The sequence below is a fragment of the Leptospira fletcheri genome, from assembly GCF_004769195.1.
Lineage (GTDB): Bacteria > Spirochaetota > Leptospiria > Leptospirales > Leptospiraceae > Leptospira_B > Leptospira_B fletcheri.
Genome location: NZ_RQET01000004.1, coordinates 370405 through 389124, shown reverse-complemented (window position 1 = coordinate 389124; position 18720 = coordinate 370405). Strand labels below are relative to the sequence as shown.

14 protein-coding genes are annotated in these 18720 nt (G+C 45.8%); 7 read left to right on the top strand and 7 right to left on the bottom strand.

Features of this window, described 5'->3' with window-relative positions:
• The first annotated feature begins 14 nt into the window (after positions 1 to 14).
• Positions 15 to 965, top strand: coding sequence for a site-2 protease family protein (locus EHO60_RS05205; protein ID WP_135767099.1), 951 nt, complete (start codon positions 15 to 17; stop codon positions 963 to 965).
• Complete coding sequence (locus EHO60_RS05200; protein ID WP_135767098.1) at positions 926 to 2407, top strand: NHL repeat-containing protein; 1482 nt, start codon at positions 926 to 928, stop codon at positions 2405 to 2407. The genes EHO60_RS05205 and EHO60_RS05200 overlap by 40 nt, the downstream gene beginning before the upstream one ends.
• Here the strand turns inward: EHO60_RS05200 and EHO60_RS05195 are convergent.
• Together EHO60_RS05195 and EHO60_RS05190 are read right to left on the bottom strand one after the other, a co-directional pair.
• A complete protein-coding gene (locus EHO60_RS05195) occupies positions 2404 to 3705 on the bottom strand; it encodes an MATE family efflux transporter (RefSeq protein WP_135767097.1) in 1302 nt (433 codons plus the stop codon). The two genes, EHO60_RS05200 and EHO60_RS05195, sit on opposite strands and share 4 nt — an antisense overlap.
• On the bottom strand, positions 3702 to 5018 hold the full coding sequence (locus EHO60_RS05190) for a dicarboxylate/amino acid:cation symporter (RefSeq protein WP_135767096.1): 1317 nt from the start codon (positions 5016 to 5018) through the stop codon (positions 3702 to 3704). Before EHO60_RS05190 ends, EHO60_RS05195 begins: the two co-directional genes overlap by 4 nt.
• A 187-nt stretch (positions 5019 to 5205) precedes the next feature.
• Here EHO60_RS05190 and EHO60_RS05185 point away from each other — a divergent pair, with 187 nt between their 5' ends.
• From EHO60_RS05185 to EHO60_RS05175, 3 genes are all read left to right on the top strand, one after another.
• Positions 5206 to 8385 carry a SpoIIE family protein phosphatase gene (locus tag EHO60_RS05185; protein ID WP_135767095.1) on the top strand — a complete coding sequence of 1060 codons (3180 nt, stop codon included), beginning with the start codon at positions 5206 to 5208 and terminating at the stop codon, positions 8383 to 8385.
• Positions 8382 to 9320 (top strand): gluzincin family metallopeptidase, encoded by a 939-nt coding sequence (locus EHO60_RS05180; RefSeq protein WP_135767094.1) that lies wholly within the window; start codon positions 8382 to 8384, stop codon positions 9318 to 9320. Before EHO60_RS05185 ends, EHO60_RS05180 begins: the two co-directional genes overlap by 4 nt.
• Before the next feature lie 141 nt (positions 9321 to 9461).
• Complete coding sequence (locus tag EHO60_RS05175; protein ID WP_135767093.1) at positions 9462 to 12635, top strand: SpoIIE family protein phosphatase; 3174 nt, start codon at positions 9462 to 9464, stop codon at positions 12633 to 12635.
• On the opposite strand, the gene dcd is transcribed toward EHO60_RS05175, so the two are convergent.
• Positions 12632 to 13162, bottom strand: coding sequence for a dCTP deaminase (dcd, locus tag EHO60_RS05170; protein WP_135767092.1), 531 nt, complete (start codon positions 13160 to 13162; stop codon positions 12632 to 12634). The genes EHO60_RS05175 and dcd overlap by 4 nt on opposite strands.
• Positions 13163 to 13238: 76 nt before the next feature.
• Positions 13239 to 14012 (bottom strand): enoyl-CoA hydratase/isomerase family protein, encoded by a 774-nt coding sequence (locus tag EHO60_RS05165; RefSeq protein WP_135767091.1) that lies wholly within the window; start codon positions 14010 to 14012, stop codon positions 13239 to 13241.
• A 75-nt stretch (positions 14013 to 14087) separates the two neighbouring features.
• On the opposite strand from EHO60_RS05165, the gene EHO60_RS05160 reads away from it, so the two are divergent.
• Positions 14088 to 14870: an LIC10067 family putative lipoprotein gene (locus EHO60_RS05160; protein ID WP_135767090.1), complete on the top strand. Its 783-nt coding sequence runs from the start codon at positions 14088 to 14090 to the stop codon at positions 14868 to 14870.
• 69 nt (positions 14871 to 14939) lie between these two features.
• Entirely contained in the window at positions 14940 to 15140 is a 201-nt protein-coding gene (locus EHO60_RS05155; protein WP_135767089.1) for a hypothetical protein, read from the top strand.
• 83 nt (positions 15141 to 15223) lie between these two features.
• On the opposite strand, the gene EHO60_RS05150 is transcribed toward EHO60_RS05155, so the two are convergent.
• The 3 genes from EHO60_RS05150 to EHO60_RS05140 form a co-directional block, all read right to left on the bottom strand.
• Positions 15224 to 15595 (bottom strand): VOC family protein, encoded by a 372-nt coding sequence (locus EHO60_RS05150; protein ID WP_135767088.1) that lies wholly within the window; start codon positions 15593 to 15595, stop codon positions 15224 to 15226.
• A 266-nt stretch (positions 15596 to 15861) separates the two neighbouring features.
• Positions 15862 to 17028, bottom strand: a complete 1167-nt coding sequence (locus EHO60_RS05145) for a hypothetical protein (RefSeq protein WP_135767087.1) — start codon at positions 17026 to 17028, stop codon at positions 15862 to 15864.
• On the bottom strand, positions 17025 to 18635 hold the full coding sequence (locus tag EHO60_RS05140) for an NAD(P)-binding protein (protein ID WP_135767086.1): 1611 nt from the start codon (positions 18633 to 18635) through the stop codon (positions 17025 to 17027). The genes EHO60_RS05145 and EHO60_RS05140 overlap by 4 nt, the downstream gene beginning before the upstream one ends.
• Positions 18636 to 18720 lie beyond the last annotated feature (85 nt).

Genomic DNA, 18720 nt, shown 5'->3' with positions numbered 1-18720 from the left:
AAGGAGATCAGCCATTGGAAAAACCAAAATACGGACTCCATATCATCCTCTTCCTTCTTACTTTTTTGACTCTTACATTTCAAGAAGAGACTTTAAATCTTCCGTTTTTGCAATGGGATTGGATTCGAGCTCAGTTTTGGGAAAGGTACTTGTATTCGATTCCTGTTTTGGGGATTTTATTTTGCCATGAAATGGGTCATTATTTAGCGGCACGATATTACGGAATCCGCGCGACTCTTCCTTTTTTTATTCCTTTGCCTGTTTCACCGGTCGGAACGATGGGGGCCGTCATAAAGATTCAAGAGCCGATCCGAGACAAAAAACAGCTTTTTGATATCGGAATCTGGGGACCTGCGATGAGTCTGATCCTTTCCGTCCCGTGCTATCTGATCGGCTTAAAGTATTCGAAATTGGTACCGATTTCGGAATTGTCCCAGTCGCTCGGCTCCAATCCCGAATTGTTTCAGGTCCGATTCGGAGAAAGCTTACTTGTGGCTTGGGCCAACCAGTTGGTCTTGGGCCCTTTTGACGCGAATTTGTATGAAGTAGAGATTCATCCGCTTGCGTTTGCCGGTTGGGTTGGCCTTTTGGTTACGGCAATCAATTTGCTTCCTTTCGGCCAATTGGATGGAGGACACGTAATTTACGCCGTTTTCGGGGAAAAATACCGCACCTGGATCTATTACTTATTCTGTGTATTTCTCGCGCTTTCTTTCTGGAATTATGCGTGGATCCTTTGGGGATTGCTCATCTACTATTTCATTAGGGTGGAACATCCTTACGTTCCGGATCCGACGTATCCCTTGGATTCGATCCGGAAAGTTTCCGGCATCGCGATTTTGCTTTCTTTGGTTTTCATTTTTACGCCTTCGCCCATGGAGATCGTTACTGCTGCAGGACCCCAGCCTAGCTTAGGAGAGGAGCTATGGAACGGAATTCGAGACCTTTTCGTCAGACAAAATTAGTCTTTGCGCTTTCTTTTATTTTGATCCTATTTTCGTTTCCGCAACTCGGAGCCCAAGAGGAAGCGGATCTCGAAATTCAATTAACCGAGAATCCTTACGGGCTGTCCTACGACGGTACGAATTTTTGGTTCGTAGATAGCAAGCGAAGAGCCATCTTTAAAGTGGACCCGACCGGACGGCAGGAAGTGTTTAACTTAGGGATTCCCTTTCTTTCGGGACTGAATTTCGATACAAGAGAAGGAAAAGTGTTCGTTGCCGCAAAACGAGTAATATTAAAAGTCGAGCCGAATACCGGCGGAGTCACGGACAGAATTTCCGTCCCGATAGACAAGATAGGTGGAATCGCTAATTTTCAAAACTATCTCTATATTTTGGACGCCGACTCAGGAAAAGTTTCCGTTTACGACAAAGGTACGCAGACGATTCTCGGTGGCTTTTTAACGGATAGGGCCGGACCGAAAGATATCTGCTATGCGAGAAACAGCATTTGGATCTCCGATTCTTCGGACGGTAATATCTACCGGTACGACCCGAACAACGGCAGAATTACGGGCTCCGTTAGGAGCCCTGCCAAAGATGTCAGGGGATTGGCAATTCTAGGAAGCAGGATTTTCGTCGTGGACCGGACTAGCAAGGAAGTGAAAAAAATTTCCTTCGTAGAAACGGACCGTTTTCTCGCATCCGGAGAAGCTACGTATTTGATCGACGTAAAGCTGACTTACAATCTGGACGAGCCTAGTTTGATCGGGGGAACTTTAGGACTTCTCCCGCCTCCTACGACCGAACACCAGCGAATCCGAAATTTGAAAGCGAAAGACCCTAAATTCAAAGGGGACTTCGTTTCCGGCGCTCGCGGATTGGCGAAAAAGTTAGGCTTGGACGATCGAAAAGGAAGTCACACGCTGGAATACCAATTCGAAGCGAGAACGACGAACGTTCGATTTTATATCATGGATGAATTCCTCCAAAAAAAAGAGGAGATTCCGACCGACTTATCGCCTTTTCAGAAAACGAAGATTTCCGTAAAAGAAAAAGGCGGAAATTATTTTATCGATAAGATATTCGATTCCAGATTATTCCGATCGGATTGGGACGGCCTTAAAAAATCGTTACTTGACGGAGGCGTGCCTATCCGTCCCGTTCGGACGGTGGTTCTTTCTAATCCGGCTTCTCCCGTCTTTAAGGATGCGCTTGAAGCTTATGTGCCCGGCTTCGGCTGGATTCCCCTTTCTTCCGTAAAACCCGAATCCGTTGAATCTTCCCGCACGTACCAGAAGAGCGAGGAAGTTCTGGACTTGTACAGGAGTGAAAGTTCGGGAAGTCTGCCTTCTCCTTTGATGTACAAACAGAAAGACTCGGAGTACTGGAAACCGATTCCGGCGGAAGTCGAAATCAGAATCTTACCTAAGGGTTCCAGTTCCACGGACGCAGATCGAAGCTAACCTTTCGGGTTCAAAAGTCGGAAGGCCTGACGTCCGAGGGTGAGGGAACGGCCAAGCATATAAAAACCGAGGGACAACCAGAGAAGATCGTTGTTTCCTTGCTCTTTTCCCGTTATTGCGACCGGAAGGAAAAATAGAAGCGTGCTCACGACCATCGCGTTTCGGAGGATTTTTCCCTCAGAAAGTCCCAAAAAGAATCCATCCAAAACGAAGGCGACCGAACCGAGTAAAAGCACCGGAGCTAACCAGAATCGATAGCGATACGTTATCTTAAGCACTTCCTGATTTTTGGAAATCCAAGGGAAGATCCAATCGGGAAAGAATATGATAAAAAAAGAAAATAGAAACCCGATGGTTCCGGCGGAAATCAAGGCGAGCTCGAGTAAAAACGACATGCTTCCAAGATCTTTTTTGCCTTTCGCTTCCCCGGCTAAGGTTTCCGCGGCCACTGCAGTCCCATCTATCCAATACGCCGCTACCAAAATCAATTCTAACAGGATCGCGTTTCCCGCCAAAACTACGGATCCGAAAACAGAACTGAAATTTCTGAAAATACCGAACGCGGTGACCAGCATCACGGTGCGCAATAGGATGTCTTTGTTCAGAGATAATAACGATCTGAAGTCCGGCCATGAAAAAAATTTTTCCGAACCGGTGGAGAAAAGTGAAAAGCGACTCCTCTCCCGTATATAGCATACTAGAAAAATAAAGAGCATGAAGAATTGGCTGATCGTGGTAGCTATGCCCGCTCCCCAGGAGCGCCAATCCAAGTAGAGTACGAACCAGAAATCCAAGACTATGTTCAATAAGTTCGAGAGAACGGTAGCGAATAGTACGACTCCGCTTTTGCTTCTTCCTAAAAACCAGCCCATTAAAGCGAAATTGCAAAGTGTGGCGGGCGCACTTCCGATACGAGCCTGGAAATACTCCAAGCCAGCCGATTTTACCTGTTCGTCACCTTGCAAAAGAAAAAAGGAAAACTCACGTATCGGATTTTTTAAGAGTAAAATGCACAATCCGATCCCGAGTCCCAAAAACAAAGACCGGAAGAGTATCAGGTCGGATTTAGATTCGTTTCCTTCTCCGTAAGCCTGAGCGGTAAGTCCGGTGGTTCCCATACGCAAAAAGGCGAAACTCCAAAAAAGGTAATCAAAGACCACGTTGGTCAGCGCCACGCCCGCTAGAAAAGTATGGGTTTCCAACTGACCTAGTACTGCTGCGTCCGCTAACCCGGCCAAGGGGACGGAAAGGTTCGCCAAGATATTATAAAATGCCAGACGATAAAATTTTCGTTTCAAGAGGAGGAGTTCTCTTCGGCATCCTGCAGTCGTTGAAATACGTTGCAGGCCACAAGATCGCCCGTTACGTTTACGACGGTTCTACACATATCCAGCAGTCGATCCACGCCAAAGATGATTCCGATTCCTTCGGTAGGAATTCCTACGCCGGTCAGGATGGTAGCCAAAATCACGATTCCTAAACCCGGAGTGCTGGGCGTGCCGATGGATGCGATTACGGTCGCTACCAGCACGAATCCCAATTGGAAGAGGGTAAGCTCTATTCCGTATACCTGAGCCAGAAAAACCGTGGCCGTCGCTTGGTAAAGTGCGGTTCCATCCATGTTGATGGTCGCACCTAAAGGAATGATAAACTCGGCTATTTTTTTGGACACTCCCATCTTTTCGATTCCAGTCCTTAAAGTAAAAGGTAAGACCGCCGCGGAACTAGATGTGGAGAAGGCGAGAAGTTGGAGTTCCCCGGCATTCTTAAAGAACCGGATCGGATTTCTTTTTGCTACAAGAGCAAGTAAAAGGGAATAAAAAAACAGTATGAAGACCAATCCTCCCAAAACGCAAAAGAAATATACGCCCAAACTTACTAGAATATGAAAACCGATTTTCGCGGTCATCTGTGCGATCAAACCGAAGACTGCGAACGGAGCTAATTTCATAGCCCAGTTTACGAAAACCATGCTCGTTTTAAAGACAGCTTGGAACATCTCTGTGACCGATTTGAAAGTAGGCCCGTCCAAGGAAAGCAGAGCGACTCCCACCAAGATCCCCAATAGAACTACGCCGAGCATGTCTCCGGCGAACAGAGTTTGGAAAGGATTTTTGGGTAAAACGGAAAGAAACAGCTCGGGTATTTTCTGGAAACTAGGGGCTTCCGTTTGCGTAGGGATCTTTGCAAGAATGCCCGTTTCAGGGATTCCGGCCGGATCCACGAAATTTCCCGGTCGGATAAAACTCGCGATTGCGATTCCAAAAGATACAGCGACGAAAGTCGTAAAGACGAAGTACAAAAAAACTCGAAACCCGAACTTTCTCAGGTTTTCCACGGTTTCACCGGCGCTGACACCGAGCAGGATGGACGAGAAGACCAGCGGAATCATGATCATCTGCAGGAGTATCAGGAATAGTTGCCCGGGTAACCCTAACCAAGCGGAGAGAATCGAGCTGCTATCCTTCGAAACCAGTTCGTACTCGGGGCTCAAACATAGACCAACGATCGTTCCTAAAAACAATCCCAGAAGTACCCGAGACCATAGCTCTTTTCGGATGAGGGCAATCAGATTTGAATTGAACCTTCGGATTCTTTCAAAGACGACCATGATCGACAGAATCGAGACGATTCCTGTATTTTTCTATTGATTTTTCCCTTTTCAAATTGATAGTGAAGGCTTAAATCGTTTTTCCGCGATTTCTTTCGTCCTAAAAGCGAAAGAAGCCGTACCAAAAGACATAGAATCGGTCGGAGTCGCCTTCAAAATCCGCGGTTTGAAGCGACCTTAGGAGTTTATGGGATTCAATACAATCTCTTGGGACTTAGTCCTATTTAACTATTATTCTTTCGGAAGTCTATTGGTCACTTTGACCACCCTCCTTCTCGGTATTTTCTATCTTACCTTAAAGAATAAAACGGTGGCAACGACCCACTTAGGTTGGGGATTTATCCTTCTTACTTTTTTCGAAAGCGGGTATTTCTTCGCTGCGCTCCTATATCATCCGTTCGCTTCGTACCACCGATGGATCACGGGCGGCTTTATTCTTCCCGCTTTGACTCATTATACCCAATTTCTTTTGAGGTTTCCGGGTAATAGCAACCAACGTTTAGCGAAATGGATTCTGATCGTAGAGTATTCCGTCATCACGGTCGTCGTTATTCTTTTCATTTACTTGACTTCCGTTGCCGAGCGCATTTATCACTTCACCGCTCATCACTGGGATGTAAACGCCTACGATGCGAGCCGCTATTTGGCGATCGTAATCGCCATCGTGTCCATAGTCGGCTTCCTGATCATTCCGATTTGGAGAATTTTCGTAACGAAGGATAAGAGACGGATCGCCTTGATCATGTTTACGGTAGGATTTCTGGTCGCCGCGATCTATCCGAATGTCTCCAATGTTTTGAGCCGAGACGGAGCGATGGAACGTTCTACGTACATGACTTCGAACGTAATCTTCTTCTTGGCGGCATTCTCCGTTCTAGTGATTGCATTCATCAATAATAGCGCAGAAAGAACCACGTTCATGGTAAAAATCGTGGGGATCACCCTGTTTACGATCTGCTTGATCATGCAAGCGCTCGTATTCATTTCCAGCCAAGAGAAAGAGTCCGAATATGATAGCTTAAAAATGGTGAACATCGAGCGGGCGATCGAAAACGGGGTCAAGACGGACGATATAAAATACATCGTCCGCTGGAACGATAATAGCGACGTTTTAAATTCGAAAGAATACAATCGGAAATTGGACCTGAATCTCGCGCAGGTAGAGATCGACCTTCAGAACGTAACGATTTACGAGGAAATCCGGAATTTAGGGGAAAAGAATTTTCGGAAATCTTTGGCGGAAATTCTGGACGAGACCCACACGTATTTTGGCGGCTACAAGCGGCAGATATTGGAATTCGTATCTCACAACGAAAAACTTTCCGGCGAGGAATTGAAGAACGCTTTATTGGGCGAGGCGGAAAAATGGAATAAGCAGGCCTTCGTCGCAGCTAATCGATTAGAAGGAGTTGTGGGCTCGAATTTTTGCAAAAAGGGTCGTTCCTTTATAGATTCGCTAGGAAACGAATCCTATAAGCAGGAGATATTTTCCCATTGGTCGGAAGATTGCCTTTGGGACGGAAAGAAACTCTCCGACGAAGAATTAAAGGAAGAAGTTCTCCGGTATTTCCGCTATTTTAAACCGAGCGAAACTCGCCACTATCGGAGGAGTCTGGACGGATCCGGACATTACGTGGCTTTCATGAAATTTTCACCGGATAAAGGTGAAATGAGCGAAGTCGGATTTTCTTATCTAGTCTATCGCGAATTTATGCACCCGACAGCGGTGAAACAGACGATTATTCTTCTTTCGGTAATCTTCGTCGTTTTAGCCTTATTTCCTCTCTTCTTCAAGAACAGTCTTGTGGATCCGCTCAACGGTCTTTTGGCCGGGGTTGAGAAAGTCAACAAGGGAGATCTAGACGTAGTCGTTCCGGTGAAAGTTCGGGACGAAATCGGCTTTCTCGCCGATTCGTTTAACGCGATGGTTTCTTCGATCAAACAGGCAAGACGGGAACTTCAGGATTACGCCGAAAATTTGGAGGAAAAAGTCCGAGAGAGAACGAGAGAAGTGCAGGAAAAAATGGAAGAGGTCCAACGGCTCAAAGTGCAGCAGGACGGGGACTACTTCCTGACTTCCCTTTTGGCAAAACCGCTCTTTTATAATGCGAATAAATCCAAGTTGGTATCCACGGATTTCATTATCCGGCAGAAGAAACAATTCGAGTTCCGAGGAAAACATTCCGATTTGGGCGGGGATATTTGCGTCACCGGAAACCTACGTTTAGGAAGATCCGACTCTTTTAAAAGGTTCACAGTCGCCATGAACGGCGATGCAATGGGAAAATCCATGCAGGGAGCCGGTGGAGCCTTGGTAATGGGAGTCGTTATGAACTCCATTTTAGCCAGATCCGCGGCAAACAACCGTATCTTGGATTCCACTCCGGAACAATGGTTGGCCGACATCTACCAGGAAATTCATGCGGTTTTCAAATCCTTCAACGGTTCGATGGTCATTTCCGCGGGTGTCTATTTGGTCGAAGACGAGACCGGTAAGTGCTGGTATTTCAATGCGGAACACCCTTTTACGGTTCTTTTGCGGGACGGAAAGGCGAGTTTCGTGGAAGATGGTTTGACCTTACGGAAGCTAGGCTTGGATTCGGAATTCGATTTCCAAGTTCATTCGTTTCAATTGCAAACCGGAGATATTCTGATTCTAGGTTCGGACGGAAGGGACGACGTGGATTTGACTCCCGACGAGACCGTTCGTACGATCAACGAAGACGAGACCTTATTTTTGCGCCATGTCGAAAAAGCCAGAGGCAATCTAGAGGAGATCGAAACGGAAATCCGAAAAACGGGGGAACTTACGGATGACCTATCCCTCCTGAAGATCGAATTCCAAGCAGAGCCTAAGAAAGATGAAATCGAGGATATCTTCGACTCCGAAGATCATATAGACAAGGCTCTCAATACCGACACGGTGTACGAGGACGCAAGAAAACTCTATAAGACCGGTAAGCTTGAGGAAGCTCTATATCTTTTGAAGACGGGCTATATGCACGATAGCGCCAATCAGAAATTGAATAAACTTCTCGGTTTGCTAAGCTTCAAAGGGAAGGATTACGCGACTGCAGTAGAAGTTCTGAACAATTATCTAGGAAGCGATCCGGACCTCCACGAATACTGGTTCTATCTCTCGATCGCCAATAAGAAAATGGGTAAATACGAACAGGCACTTTCCGCAAGCCTCAAGTTGCTGGAAGTGGATCCTGAAAATTTATCCAATCTAGTAAACCTGGCGGATATATATCGACTGATGGAAGTTTATGATCGTGCCGAGGAATATGCTAGGAAGATCCTGCAGAGAGAACCCGGAAACGAAAACGCTCATAAACTGATTCGTCTCATCGAGAGGGACCGGTGATACGAAAGCACCTCGTCGGAAAACGATCTGCCGGTTTCTGCGGACGTTTTCTGATCGGGGTTTTTCTATTGTTTGTTTCGACCGTAGGAAATTCTCAAAATCTTTCAAAACACAGCGCTAAGTCGGGAATGGAGCAATCCGTCCGATTCCGGGACGGCGATACGGTCTTTTCGATCAGAAACGAGACTTCTGCACATAGCTGGAACCAGTACGCTTTCGAAAAGACGAGAGACCTGATTGATGCTTACGAATCTTATACGGGAGTTTCTTTCCAACGTGCGACCGTACCGGTTTACAAGACGTTGCCAGAGTCGGAAAAAAATCGCATCCGCTTGGTTCTGAAAGAGTCGGTTTATTTAAATGGTACCCGAATCGGGGGATACAATAACGTTTCAGGAGGTACAGGGAAGGAGTTAGGAATTTTTTTGGAATCCGGATTGGTTCCCATCGGCTCCCCTGCGCTACTTTTGCATGAATTGGGACATTATTATTTTACGGAACCGATTTGGCTAACCGAAGGCATCGTTTCTTTTTTGCCGTTTCTATTGGCTAAGAAAGGAATTCTTAAGTTAACGAAGCAGGAAATCTCATCCGTTTCGGACGAATGGCAGTTGTCAGAACGTCCTTCTAAAATAGACCCTCCGTTGGCGGAGAATTTCCAATCCGACGATCCTCGAGTCGGGGCTTGGCTGTATTCGAAATCCGTACGTTTGCAAGGAATCCTTTATCGGGAATTGGGGAACGAAAATTATCGCAAATTTTTAAAAACGGCGATCAGCCAGGACTTATCGGACGGAAACGGATTGTTGGCGGTTCTTCGCTCTATTCAGCCTAAAAATTGGGAGTCCATACTGAAAGGCTGGGTGCTGCCGGGAAAATATTCGGCCTATTCCGTTCATTCATTTTCGAAAATGAAGGATTGGGACTCTCTTTAACGAACGGCGTTTTATCTTAGAACAATCGTTAGGTTTAGCTTTCCGCCCAATCTGCGTTTTTCGTTTGATTAGAATATAAGTAAGACTAGAATAAACCATTCCGAATCGTCCTTTTACAAAGAAATCGGAATCCGCTATCGTATGGAATTATTCACTATCCTAAAAGAAGATATTCTCCTAAATTATTATTCGTTCGGAAGCCTTTTGGCTTTCTTAACGGTCTTTCTCGCCTCCTTATTTTTCCTTTTTTTAAAGGGCCGGTCCTCCAGTACTCGCCATCTCGCCTTAGGTGCCCTGTTTCTTTCTTTCCTTTGGTTGGGTTATTTTATCGCGGCGATGATCTATCATCCTATGGCTGCATATCACCGTTGGATGACCGTCGGTTTTATCTTTCCGGCGATTTTGCATCTAGGACAGTTCATTGCCAGGTATCCGGAAGATACGAATCCGAAAGTTTCCAGGTCTCTTTTGATCGGCATGTATGTCGTCGCGATCGCGGCCACAGCCCTGTTTTTTTATACTACTTGGAACGCTCCCAAAAAGTATCACTTTACCGCTCATCATTGGGACTTTAACGCAGAAAAAGTTTCCCGAGCGATCGCGTTAATCATCGGTGCCTTCGTCCTCACATCCTTTTTGGTAATTCCCGTGTGGAAGATGATTATAACGAAAGGGCGGGTGAGATTCGCCATTGCAGCTTTCATGGTGTCCATGCTGGTCGGCGGGGTGATTCCGGCTCTGACCAATATCATGAGCAGGGATGGCGTGATGGAACGTTCCACATTTTTGACTTCCATCGTTCTATTGATTACGCTGGCAATTTTTTTGATTCTGGTAATGTTCCTGAATTTCAGCGAGGAAAAGACCACGTTCATGATCAAGATCGTCGGGATCACTTTCGTAACGGTGATGCTGATCATGCAGGCGTTGGTTTTCATCTCCGATCAGGACAAGGAGACGGAATACGATACCAAAAGCATCGTGAATATGGAAAGGGTGCTGGAGGGAGGGCAGAAAACCCCGGAAATGGAATACATAGTCAACTGGGAAGGCGGAGAAAATCCGGTAGATTATTCCAAATATAACAAAGCATTCGATCTAAGACTTCCTCAGCTGGAGACGGACTTCAGAAATACGGAACTGTTCGAAAGGATCAAAAGTCTTCCGGATAAGAATTTTAGAAGCAACCTCGTCAAGGTCCTGGGCCAAGGCCACGAATACTTCCAAGGGTACCGGAAATCAATAGAAGATTACCTGGAAAAAAATCCTACGGCAAACGATAAGGAATTAAAATCGAATCTCTTTAAATTCCTAATTTCTTTAAATCGGAATGTGTTCGTCGCATCGAATAAGTTGGATTATATCTTTCCGATCGATTTTTGTCAGGAAGGAAAAAACTATCTAAGGGGGTCCGCAGCGGACGTATCCCATTTTCGGGATTATATCCTTTCGAAGTGGAAAGAATGTACGTTGGAAGGAAAAGACCTTCTTCCCGGAGAATTAAAATCGGAAGTTCTACTCTATTTAAGACCCTTCCAGCCGGCTTTGAGTAGACATTATCGTAAGAGTCTGGACGAACACCAACATTTCGTGGCCTATATTCATTATGATGCGGAAAGGGATCTTACCAGCGAGTTAGGATATTCGTATCGGGGATATCGGGAATTCATGCATCCCACCGCGGTAAAGCAAACCGTCATTTTGGGCGTCGTTTTGGTCGTGATTCTTTTCGTTTTTCCGTTATTCTTTCGACAAAGTTTGGTTACTCCTTTGAACCGACTTTTGAGCGGAGTGGAAAAGGTAAACGAAGGTAGTTTAAACGTCGAAGTACCTGTTGAAGTAAAGGACGAAATCGGATTCCTTTCGGACTCTTTCAACAGTATGGTAAGCTCGATTCGCCAAGCGAGAGGAGAACTCCAGGATTATGCAGAACACCTCGCCGATAAGGTTCGAGAAAGGACCCGGGAATTATCCGAAAAAATGGAAGAGCTGCAAAGGCTCAAAGTACAACAGGACGGGGATTATTTTCTCACCTCCTTGCTGGCCAAACCTCTGTTTTATGACGCGAATAAGTCCGTAAAGGTAAAGACCGATTTCATTTTGCACCAAAAGAAGCAGTTCGAATTCAGAGGAAAGCGAGCGGATCTCGGCGGAGATATCTGCGTTACCGGCAACCTGAGATTAGGAAAGGATCATAATTATAAGCGGTATGCCTTTGCGATGAACGGTGACGCTATGGGAAAATCCATGCAGGGAGCGGGAGGTTCTCTCGTCATGGGAGTCGTCGTGAATTCGATATTGGCTCGTTCGGCGGCCAACGATCGTGTTTTGGATATGACTCCGGAGCAATGGTTAACCGAAACGTACCTGGAGACTCAGTCCGTATTTAAGTCTTTCAACGGTTCCATGGTTATTTCGGGAACGTTTCTCTTAGTGGAGGAAGAGACCGGAAAAGTCTGGTATTTTAATGCAGAACACCCCTTTTCCGTTTTGTACCGTGACGGCCGCGCAGGATTCCTAGAAAGCAGTTTAACTTTAAGAAAAATCGGGCTGGATTCCGAATATGAATTCAAGGTTCTAAAAACGAATTTAGAGCCGGGAGACGTAATCATCATAGGCTCGGACGGTAAAGACGACCTGGATTTGACGCCTGAAAGGGAAGTGCGAACGATCAACGAAGACGAAATGCTCTTCTTGCAATTCGTCGAAAAAGGAAACGGGGATCTGGTACGAATAGAGGAGGAGATCCGGGAATATGGAGAATTGACGGACGATCTCTCCTTACTTCGCATAGAATACAATCCCGCCGGGCAGAATCATGAAGAAGAGCAAGGTCCCTCGGGAACCGAAGATTGGAAATACATCTACAAAAAGGCCAGAGAAGATTATCAAGATGGGAAAGCCGAGGACGCGATCAAGGCCTTGGATTCCCTCTATAAAAACGATCCGGAAAATACGAAGGTAACCAAACTCTTGGGGCTACTCAGTTTCAAGGGTAAGAATTACGTAAAAGCGGTCGAGGTTTTGAACAAATATTTGGGTTCGGATCCGGATCTTGTGGAATACTGGTACTATTTGTCCTTGGCGAATCGCAGAATCGGACATATGGACGACGCGATTTTGGCCGCGAAAAAAATGGAGAACCTACAACCGGACAACGGCAATAATTTGGTTAATTTGTCCGACTTATACAGACAGACAGAGCAATTCGAATTGGCGATGGAATACGCCCGAAAAGCTTTAGAAATGGATCCGAACAACGAAAATGCGATGAAGCTGGTCAGGCTTATTCAGAGAGACCGCTCGGAAGGTTAATATTTTCCGTTTTCGAAGTCTTTGTAGAGCATCGAAGTTTGGATCCCTTTGTTGCCCTGGTATTTTCCGGATTTGTATTCCGTAATTTCGCCTTCCACAGTATGGTAGAAAATCTGGCAAATCTCCACGTTCGGATAAATGACCAAAGGTTGGATTACCGAGATTTCCAAGGTCCAGAACCCTTTAAATCCTACGTCTCCGAAACCTGCGGTTACATGGACATACATCCCCAATCTACCGATGGACGAGCGGCCTTCCAGCATCGGGACCAAATTATGGGTTTCCGTATATTCTACGGTTCGACCAAGATATAATATTCCGGGTTTTAGCTCGAGGCCTGACTCAGATATCTTCAACTTTACGGCTTCGTTCGGTTTCTTCATATCCAGCGGTAAAGAAGTGTATTGAAGCAATTCGTCATAGAGTCTCAGGTTGTAAGAATTCGGATTTAATCTTTCGTCCGAATAGGGATCGATCAGGATATCGGTTCCAATTCGTTTTTTGATTTCTTTGCCCGTCAATATCATCCTGACACACTCTCTATCCGGTATTATTGCCAATAATAAAAATCGTGTTTACCTAAGCCGCAATTTTTTAGTCGGTTCACCGGCCTTTAAAATTCGGCTTCCGTTTTTCTTTAAAGGCGAGTAAGGCTTCCTTCCTGTCATCGGTATCCAAGGTTTGATTGTAGTGGGCGCGTTCCACTTGCAACGCTTCTTCCATTTCTAGGCCGATCCCTTTTCGTATCGCTCCCTTTGCAAGGCGGACTGCGATGGGGGCTTTTTCCGAAAGAATGCCAGCAAAGGATTTTGCGTCCTCGTAAGCCGAGGAATCAGATACCGAATTTGCCAGTCCGTAAGTATAACCGGTTTCCGCGTCTATCGTCTTGCCCGACAGAATCATTTCCATGGCACGGTAGGTCCCGATTCTTCTCGGCAGACGTTGGGTACCTCCGGCGCCCGGTATAATTCCTAAACCGGTTTCGGTCAGCCCGACTCGAACATTTTTTTTCAAAATAATAAAGTCGCAGGAAAGAGCTAATTCCAATCCCCCTCCGAATGCGTCCCCGTCCAAAGCGGCGATCGTAGGACAGGAAAGATTTTCCAGAGAAAGAAAACATTTTCCGATCGAATCCAAAAACGAGTGTACTTCCGCTTCGCTCATTCCCTCTCTTTCTTTTAAATCGGCTCCCGCACAAAATACGGACCCTTCTCCCCGAAGGAGCAAAGCGCGGATTTCAGAGTCGACGGATACTTGATTGATAAGGGACATAAGCTTGGAGAGTAATTCCCGAGAAATCGCATTTCTTTTCTCAGGACGATTCAAAGTAATCGTTGCTATTTTGTTTTCTAAGGAATAAAGAACGGTCGAGTTCATACGTGATCTCCGGAAAAATCTTGTTTCTGGCGGTAAATTCTGTCCGATAATAGGGTAAGTTGCCGGGTTTTTTCCATGCGGCAAGCAAAAGGCGATTCTTTGATCGGTTATAGGGTAGGGAAAATGCGGACTCATAACATGCGGATTCTACTCGTTTCGATTTTAGTTCTAGGCTCTCTCTTTTGTCAGAACTCTTCAAAACATACGGATCTGAGTACGTTGCTAGGTTTGGGAAATCCGGTCATCACGCAAATTGATCCGCCATCCGGATCCCCTCCGATTGCGCCGTACTTGCCGACCCAATTGACGATTACGGGAAGAAATTTCGGTACGGATATAACCACATCCGCCGTGACGATCAACGGGGTGACCGCCACCATTCTTACCGCAAATTCGACGACGATCACGACGACTGTGCCTGCCGGAGCCGCATCCGGACTTTTGTATGTGATGAAAACTAACGGAGTCGTTCTTTGCGACCCTTTGAACAGTAGCACTGCCACGAATTGCTATGGCTCTAAATTCTATGTGGATTGCTATAAGTCCTATAACGGAGCCTACGGGACGGAGATAGGGGTTACCTATCCGACAGCTAAAAGTTTTTCTATCAATGGACAGGTCGAAACGCACGCAATTCGAGTGGATTTGAATCTAAACGGACCTACGAACGTAAAGATAGGTTGCGATACGTACACTGCGGTCACATATTTTTCTCCGACCTGCGGTCAGACGAATATAGGAACGTTTTCCAACCCGGCGAGCTGGGTGTACCAACCTACGATCAATTTCACGACGTACTATACCGTTCAAATGTTTATTACCGCTGGAACCGGAAACTGCAATATATCCTTTCCCTAAGAGACTATTCTCGGAAAAAAAGCTTGGTTTTTTTCATCCAGCGAGTTAGGATCTTGGGTGAGAGGAAATATGAGCGTAGTCTCTTCCATAAAACTCGGACTGCAGGAAAAGAATTCCCTGGATAACCGAAAGCTCCCGAAAGTGGAAGGGCTGATGAACGAGCCTTACGAAAACAAGCAGGCTAACACGAACGACCGTAAAGCCACGAGCCTGGATTATACGGGAGATATGTACAAGGTCAAAGGCGCTTTCATCGATAAAATCGCCTGATCGTAAAACGAAGTATTCCTATAAAAACAAAAAAGCCCTCGAGAAGAGGGCTTTTAAATTTCATCTACTCTGGATTAAGACTCTCAATCTTCTTTGTAATTGATTTCTAAAATGTTTCCGGACGGATCCAAGAAATGCAGGAATTCTCCCCCGTCCCTTGCTTCCGGTCCTCTCACGATCTGAACGGATTTGGACTCCAATTCCACGATAGCCTCCGTAAAATCGTCCACATCCAGAACGAAGCTGAGCACGGGTGACTTGGCTTCGCTAAGCGCTCCTTTGCTACCGTTGGTATGTAGAAGCTTGATATTAACAGAGTCGAGACCTATAATTGCAAATTCACCGGTCCGCTCTTCGATGGTCTCAAAATCGAATAGTTCGGAATAAAACTTCACGGAGGTTTCCAAATCTCCCGTGGGTATTACGATGTAGTCGATTCCTTCTACGATGATCATTGAGGCGGATCCCTATTTTCTTTTTTAGTCATTATGGGGGGAAAACCAAGCTTGTCTATCGGAAAACCTCGGAGCAGTCGAGGTTTTTCCCGGCCTTCCCGAATTCCGTTCTGTAACTTTACGGAAAACGAGTGGAAGGGGGAAATCGATACGAAGTTTCAAAATCGGGAAAATAACGAAATCCGGCTTTTATCCTGAAGTGGTCTATTATGGAAAACTGCCGTTCTCGTTTCTTCAAATTCCGGGGTTTTACGGAAATTCGCTTTTTACATTTCCGTGTTCTGCTCGCTCTTTTTCGGAAGACCGAAGAAATTCCTCAATTCGGAGTTTTGCTTTCCGATCTTCCAGAGGAATCCGTCCAAAACATAGTGAGTAAATTGAGGCAGAAAGAATAGAGGGACCAGCACCGATTCGAGCCCTCTTCCGATACCCGATTTTACGATCAAATCGTTTCCGAATAATTGAGGGTGCTCTCTCCATACGAACGTATCCCAAAGCCATTCCTCGGAATAGGAAAGTATGATCAGAGTTCCTAAAAACGCGAAAACTCCCAAACCGATCCTTTTAAATGCATCGTAATATACTGCGGGAAAATTCCCTTTTGCGAACCTTCCATACATAAACAGCAAGGCCATGTAAGGGACTCCGTGGTTCACTATGTTCGTTAAGGTAAAACTTAAATCGTCGTTTTTAACGACGATTCCCATATACCAGATGACGGCCGTATTTAAGAGCAATAGGTTTTTGGGCCAGGAGAATTGACCCGATCTAAGATACGAATAAACTTGGGAGACGAAATACAGGAAGATCCAACCCCAAAAAAAGACCAACGAATAAGTCGCTATATCCGCTTGAGGAAAACTGAAAAAATCCCCGTCCAAGAACCATTCAAAATTACGGCCTTCGGGAGTCGTATGCCAATAGATAATCGGAATGATGGTAACGACATAGAGTGTGGATTTTTCCCAAGTGAAAGAAAGTACTTTAGATTCCTTCGGTTCCTTAGAGGAGTATAGCGCTAAGAAACCGTATTGTTGTCTGATAAAATGAAACACGGCCAGATAGGCCATAATTCTCCAAAAGATCGTTTTTCCGAAAGAGTGAAGGATTAAAGCCGTCAGGAAACAAAAGATCGGAACGAGAGTTAGGAGCGTTTTCCTCTCTATCCATTGTCGCTTATCAAAATACGTACGGAATAAAGTGGAATACACGTGCGAGACATCGATGCCGGGAACAAGGAGCAACCATAGCCAAGTAGGGAAGGCTTTTCCATTCGTTCTGCCGGAACCGGATCCTGTGATTCCGCTCGATATTCCGGCCAAATCCAGAAAAAACAATAGCAATACCGAAAAGATTCCCGGACCGATGATCCAGATCAGATCGAATTTCGCGGAAAAAATCCAAGGATTCTTTTGTGAAGACTCCGGTTTCAAAAAGCTCTTCCTAGATCTTTACTCACTTTCTTGAAGGCTTCGTGTCCTCTATAAAGAGCCTCCTCGAAAATGGATACTCCACTTAAATCGGAATGCGCAAAATGAAGACCCTGAGCGGAGAGCGAAAGGCTTTGGCGATCGTTTCCCCAGAGAAAGCCCGGATTCGGTCGGATCATCGCGTGAGCCATCGTCATTACGTCCAACCGAGTAACCAGTCCGTCTATGTCCGGATGTGGTCGGCGCAAGTCGGAGAGAATTCTGTCTCTCCAATCTTTCCAAGAACTCCGAGCCATGGAATTTCTGGAACCTATCGTATCCCTTTCGCCGAAAGCGTGGTAGTAAGTCAAAACGGATTGAGGTCTTTGCGCCCTAAGATCTTGGTGAGTTGAAACCACGTATCCCAATCCTTTACTCCGATAAATCACGTTTTCCCAAGCGGGCGGATGTCCCTTCCCTTCCGGAACTTCGTCTACGAACAAGTTCGCGACGAGCCAGGGAGAATACTGTAGCCGATGCAACACGGGATTTTTTTCTCCCAATATATACTTTCTCGTAAACGAGGGAAGGGAATAAACCACCTGCTCGGAAACGTATTTGGTCTCCTGATTTCTCGTCGCATCGTAGACGATCGTTTCCCATGTATTCGCGATTTTTTTTATATTTAAGACTAACTGCGAGGTTTTGATCCGATTTTCGGAAATGCTTTTTAATTTTTCCATTAGGAATCCGTTTCCTTCCGGCCAAGTTAGTACGGCCGGAAAATCGTCTTCGTCATGGGGACGAGAGCAGAAATAATGCAGCCCGGCCCAAGCGGATATACTTTCCGAATTTGCGCCATAATCATCCCGAACACAATAATCAGCATACCAGAGGATTTCGGGAGAGGAGATCCCTTGGGACTTTAGATAATCCGAAAACGGAAACATGTCCAATTTTAAAATGGAAGGATCTCTAGAAGATAGGTCGATCGGAATCACGAATGCTCGCTTTCCGTCCCGGCCGATCCGGTCTTTCCAAGAGCGAAGTATTTCCTTGAATTTTAACTCTTGTTCGTCTGGCTCCCCCGATCTTCTAGGCAATAACCCTGCATGCCATCTCCCTTGGTAAAAAAGTCTTTCACCAGGATCGAAACAGAGAGAAGTTTCCGCATAAATCGGATCTCCCGACTTGTCCTTTCCGACAACGAGCCCTATATCTTCCAAAAACTTACGTACAAGTACCGCTTCTTTTCCCGGCTGTGGAAGATAATGCGCTCCCCATGGAAATCGGAGACCTTCCCGCTCCTCGTACCTGGAATTGCCGCCGACTTCCTTTTCCAAATCCAGAATCAGATAGTCCTCGAATCCGGAATTTTTGAGGTAGTATCCGACAGAAAGTCCCGAAATGCCGCCGCCGACGATCAGAACTTTCGTTCTTTTCATTTCTCCGATCGGGTTTTTTCCGGGGGAATAGTCGCGGATTTTATGCCCGAGATTTTTATTCGGTCCTAGAATGAATCCTTCTAATTTTTTTCTCCTAAACTTAAAGAGGGCGCCGATTCCCAGTGCTGCCGAGCATAAGGCTAGTGTGAAAAGAAAGACTCTCCTCGAAAAACGATCCTCGTTCATATACTCGTCTTATCTTTACGGACCGAACGGGTACTGCAAGGAAAAGATATCAGGCAGAGGATTCTCCTTGGCTTTTCCCCCGGTC

Coding starts and splice junctions, on each gene's coding strand:
- EHO60_RS05150 (WP_135767088.1), bottom strand. CDS start 15,595: ATGATCATCGTAGAAGGAATCGACTACATCGTAATACCCACGGGAGAT.
- EHO60_RS05185 (WP_135767095.1), top strand. CDS start 5,206: ATGGGATTCAATACAATCTCTTGGGACTTAGTCCTATTTAACTATTAT.
- EHO60_RS05160 (WP_135767090.1), top strand. CDS start 14,088: ATGCGGCAAGCAAAAGGCGATTCTTTGATCGGTTATAGGGTAGGGAAA.
- EHO60_RS05140 (WP_135767086.1), bottom strand. CDS start 18,635: ATGAACGAGGATCGTTTTTCGAGGAGAGTCTTTCTTTTCACACTAGCC.
- EHO60_RS05190 (WP_135767096.1), bottom strand. CDS start 5,018: ATGGTCGTCTTTGAAAGAATCCGAAGGTTCAATTCAAATCTGATTGCC.
- EHO60_RS05165 (WP_135767091.1), bottom strand. CDS start 14,012: ATGAACTCGACCGTTCTTTATTCCTTAGAAAACAAAATAGCAACGATT.
- dcd (WP_135767092.1), bottom strand. CDS start 13,162: ATGATATTGACGGGCAAAGAAATCAAAAAACGAATTGGAACCGATATC.
- EHO60_RS05155 (WP_135767089.1), top strand. CDS start 14,940: ATGAGCGTAGTCTCTTCCATAAAACTCGGACTGCAGGAAAAGAATTCC.
- EHO60_RS05175 (WP_135767093.1), top strand. CDS start 9,462: ATGGAATTATTCACTATCCTAAAAGAAGATATTCTCCTAAATTATTAT.
- EHO60_RS05200 (WP_135767098.1), top strand. CDS start 926: ATGGAACGGAATTCGAGACCTTTTCGTCAGACAAAATTAGTCTTTGCG.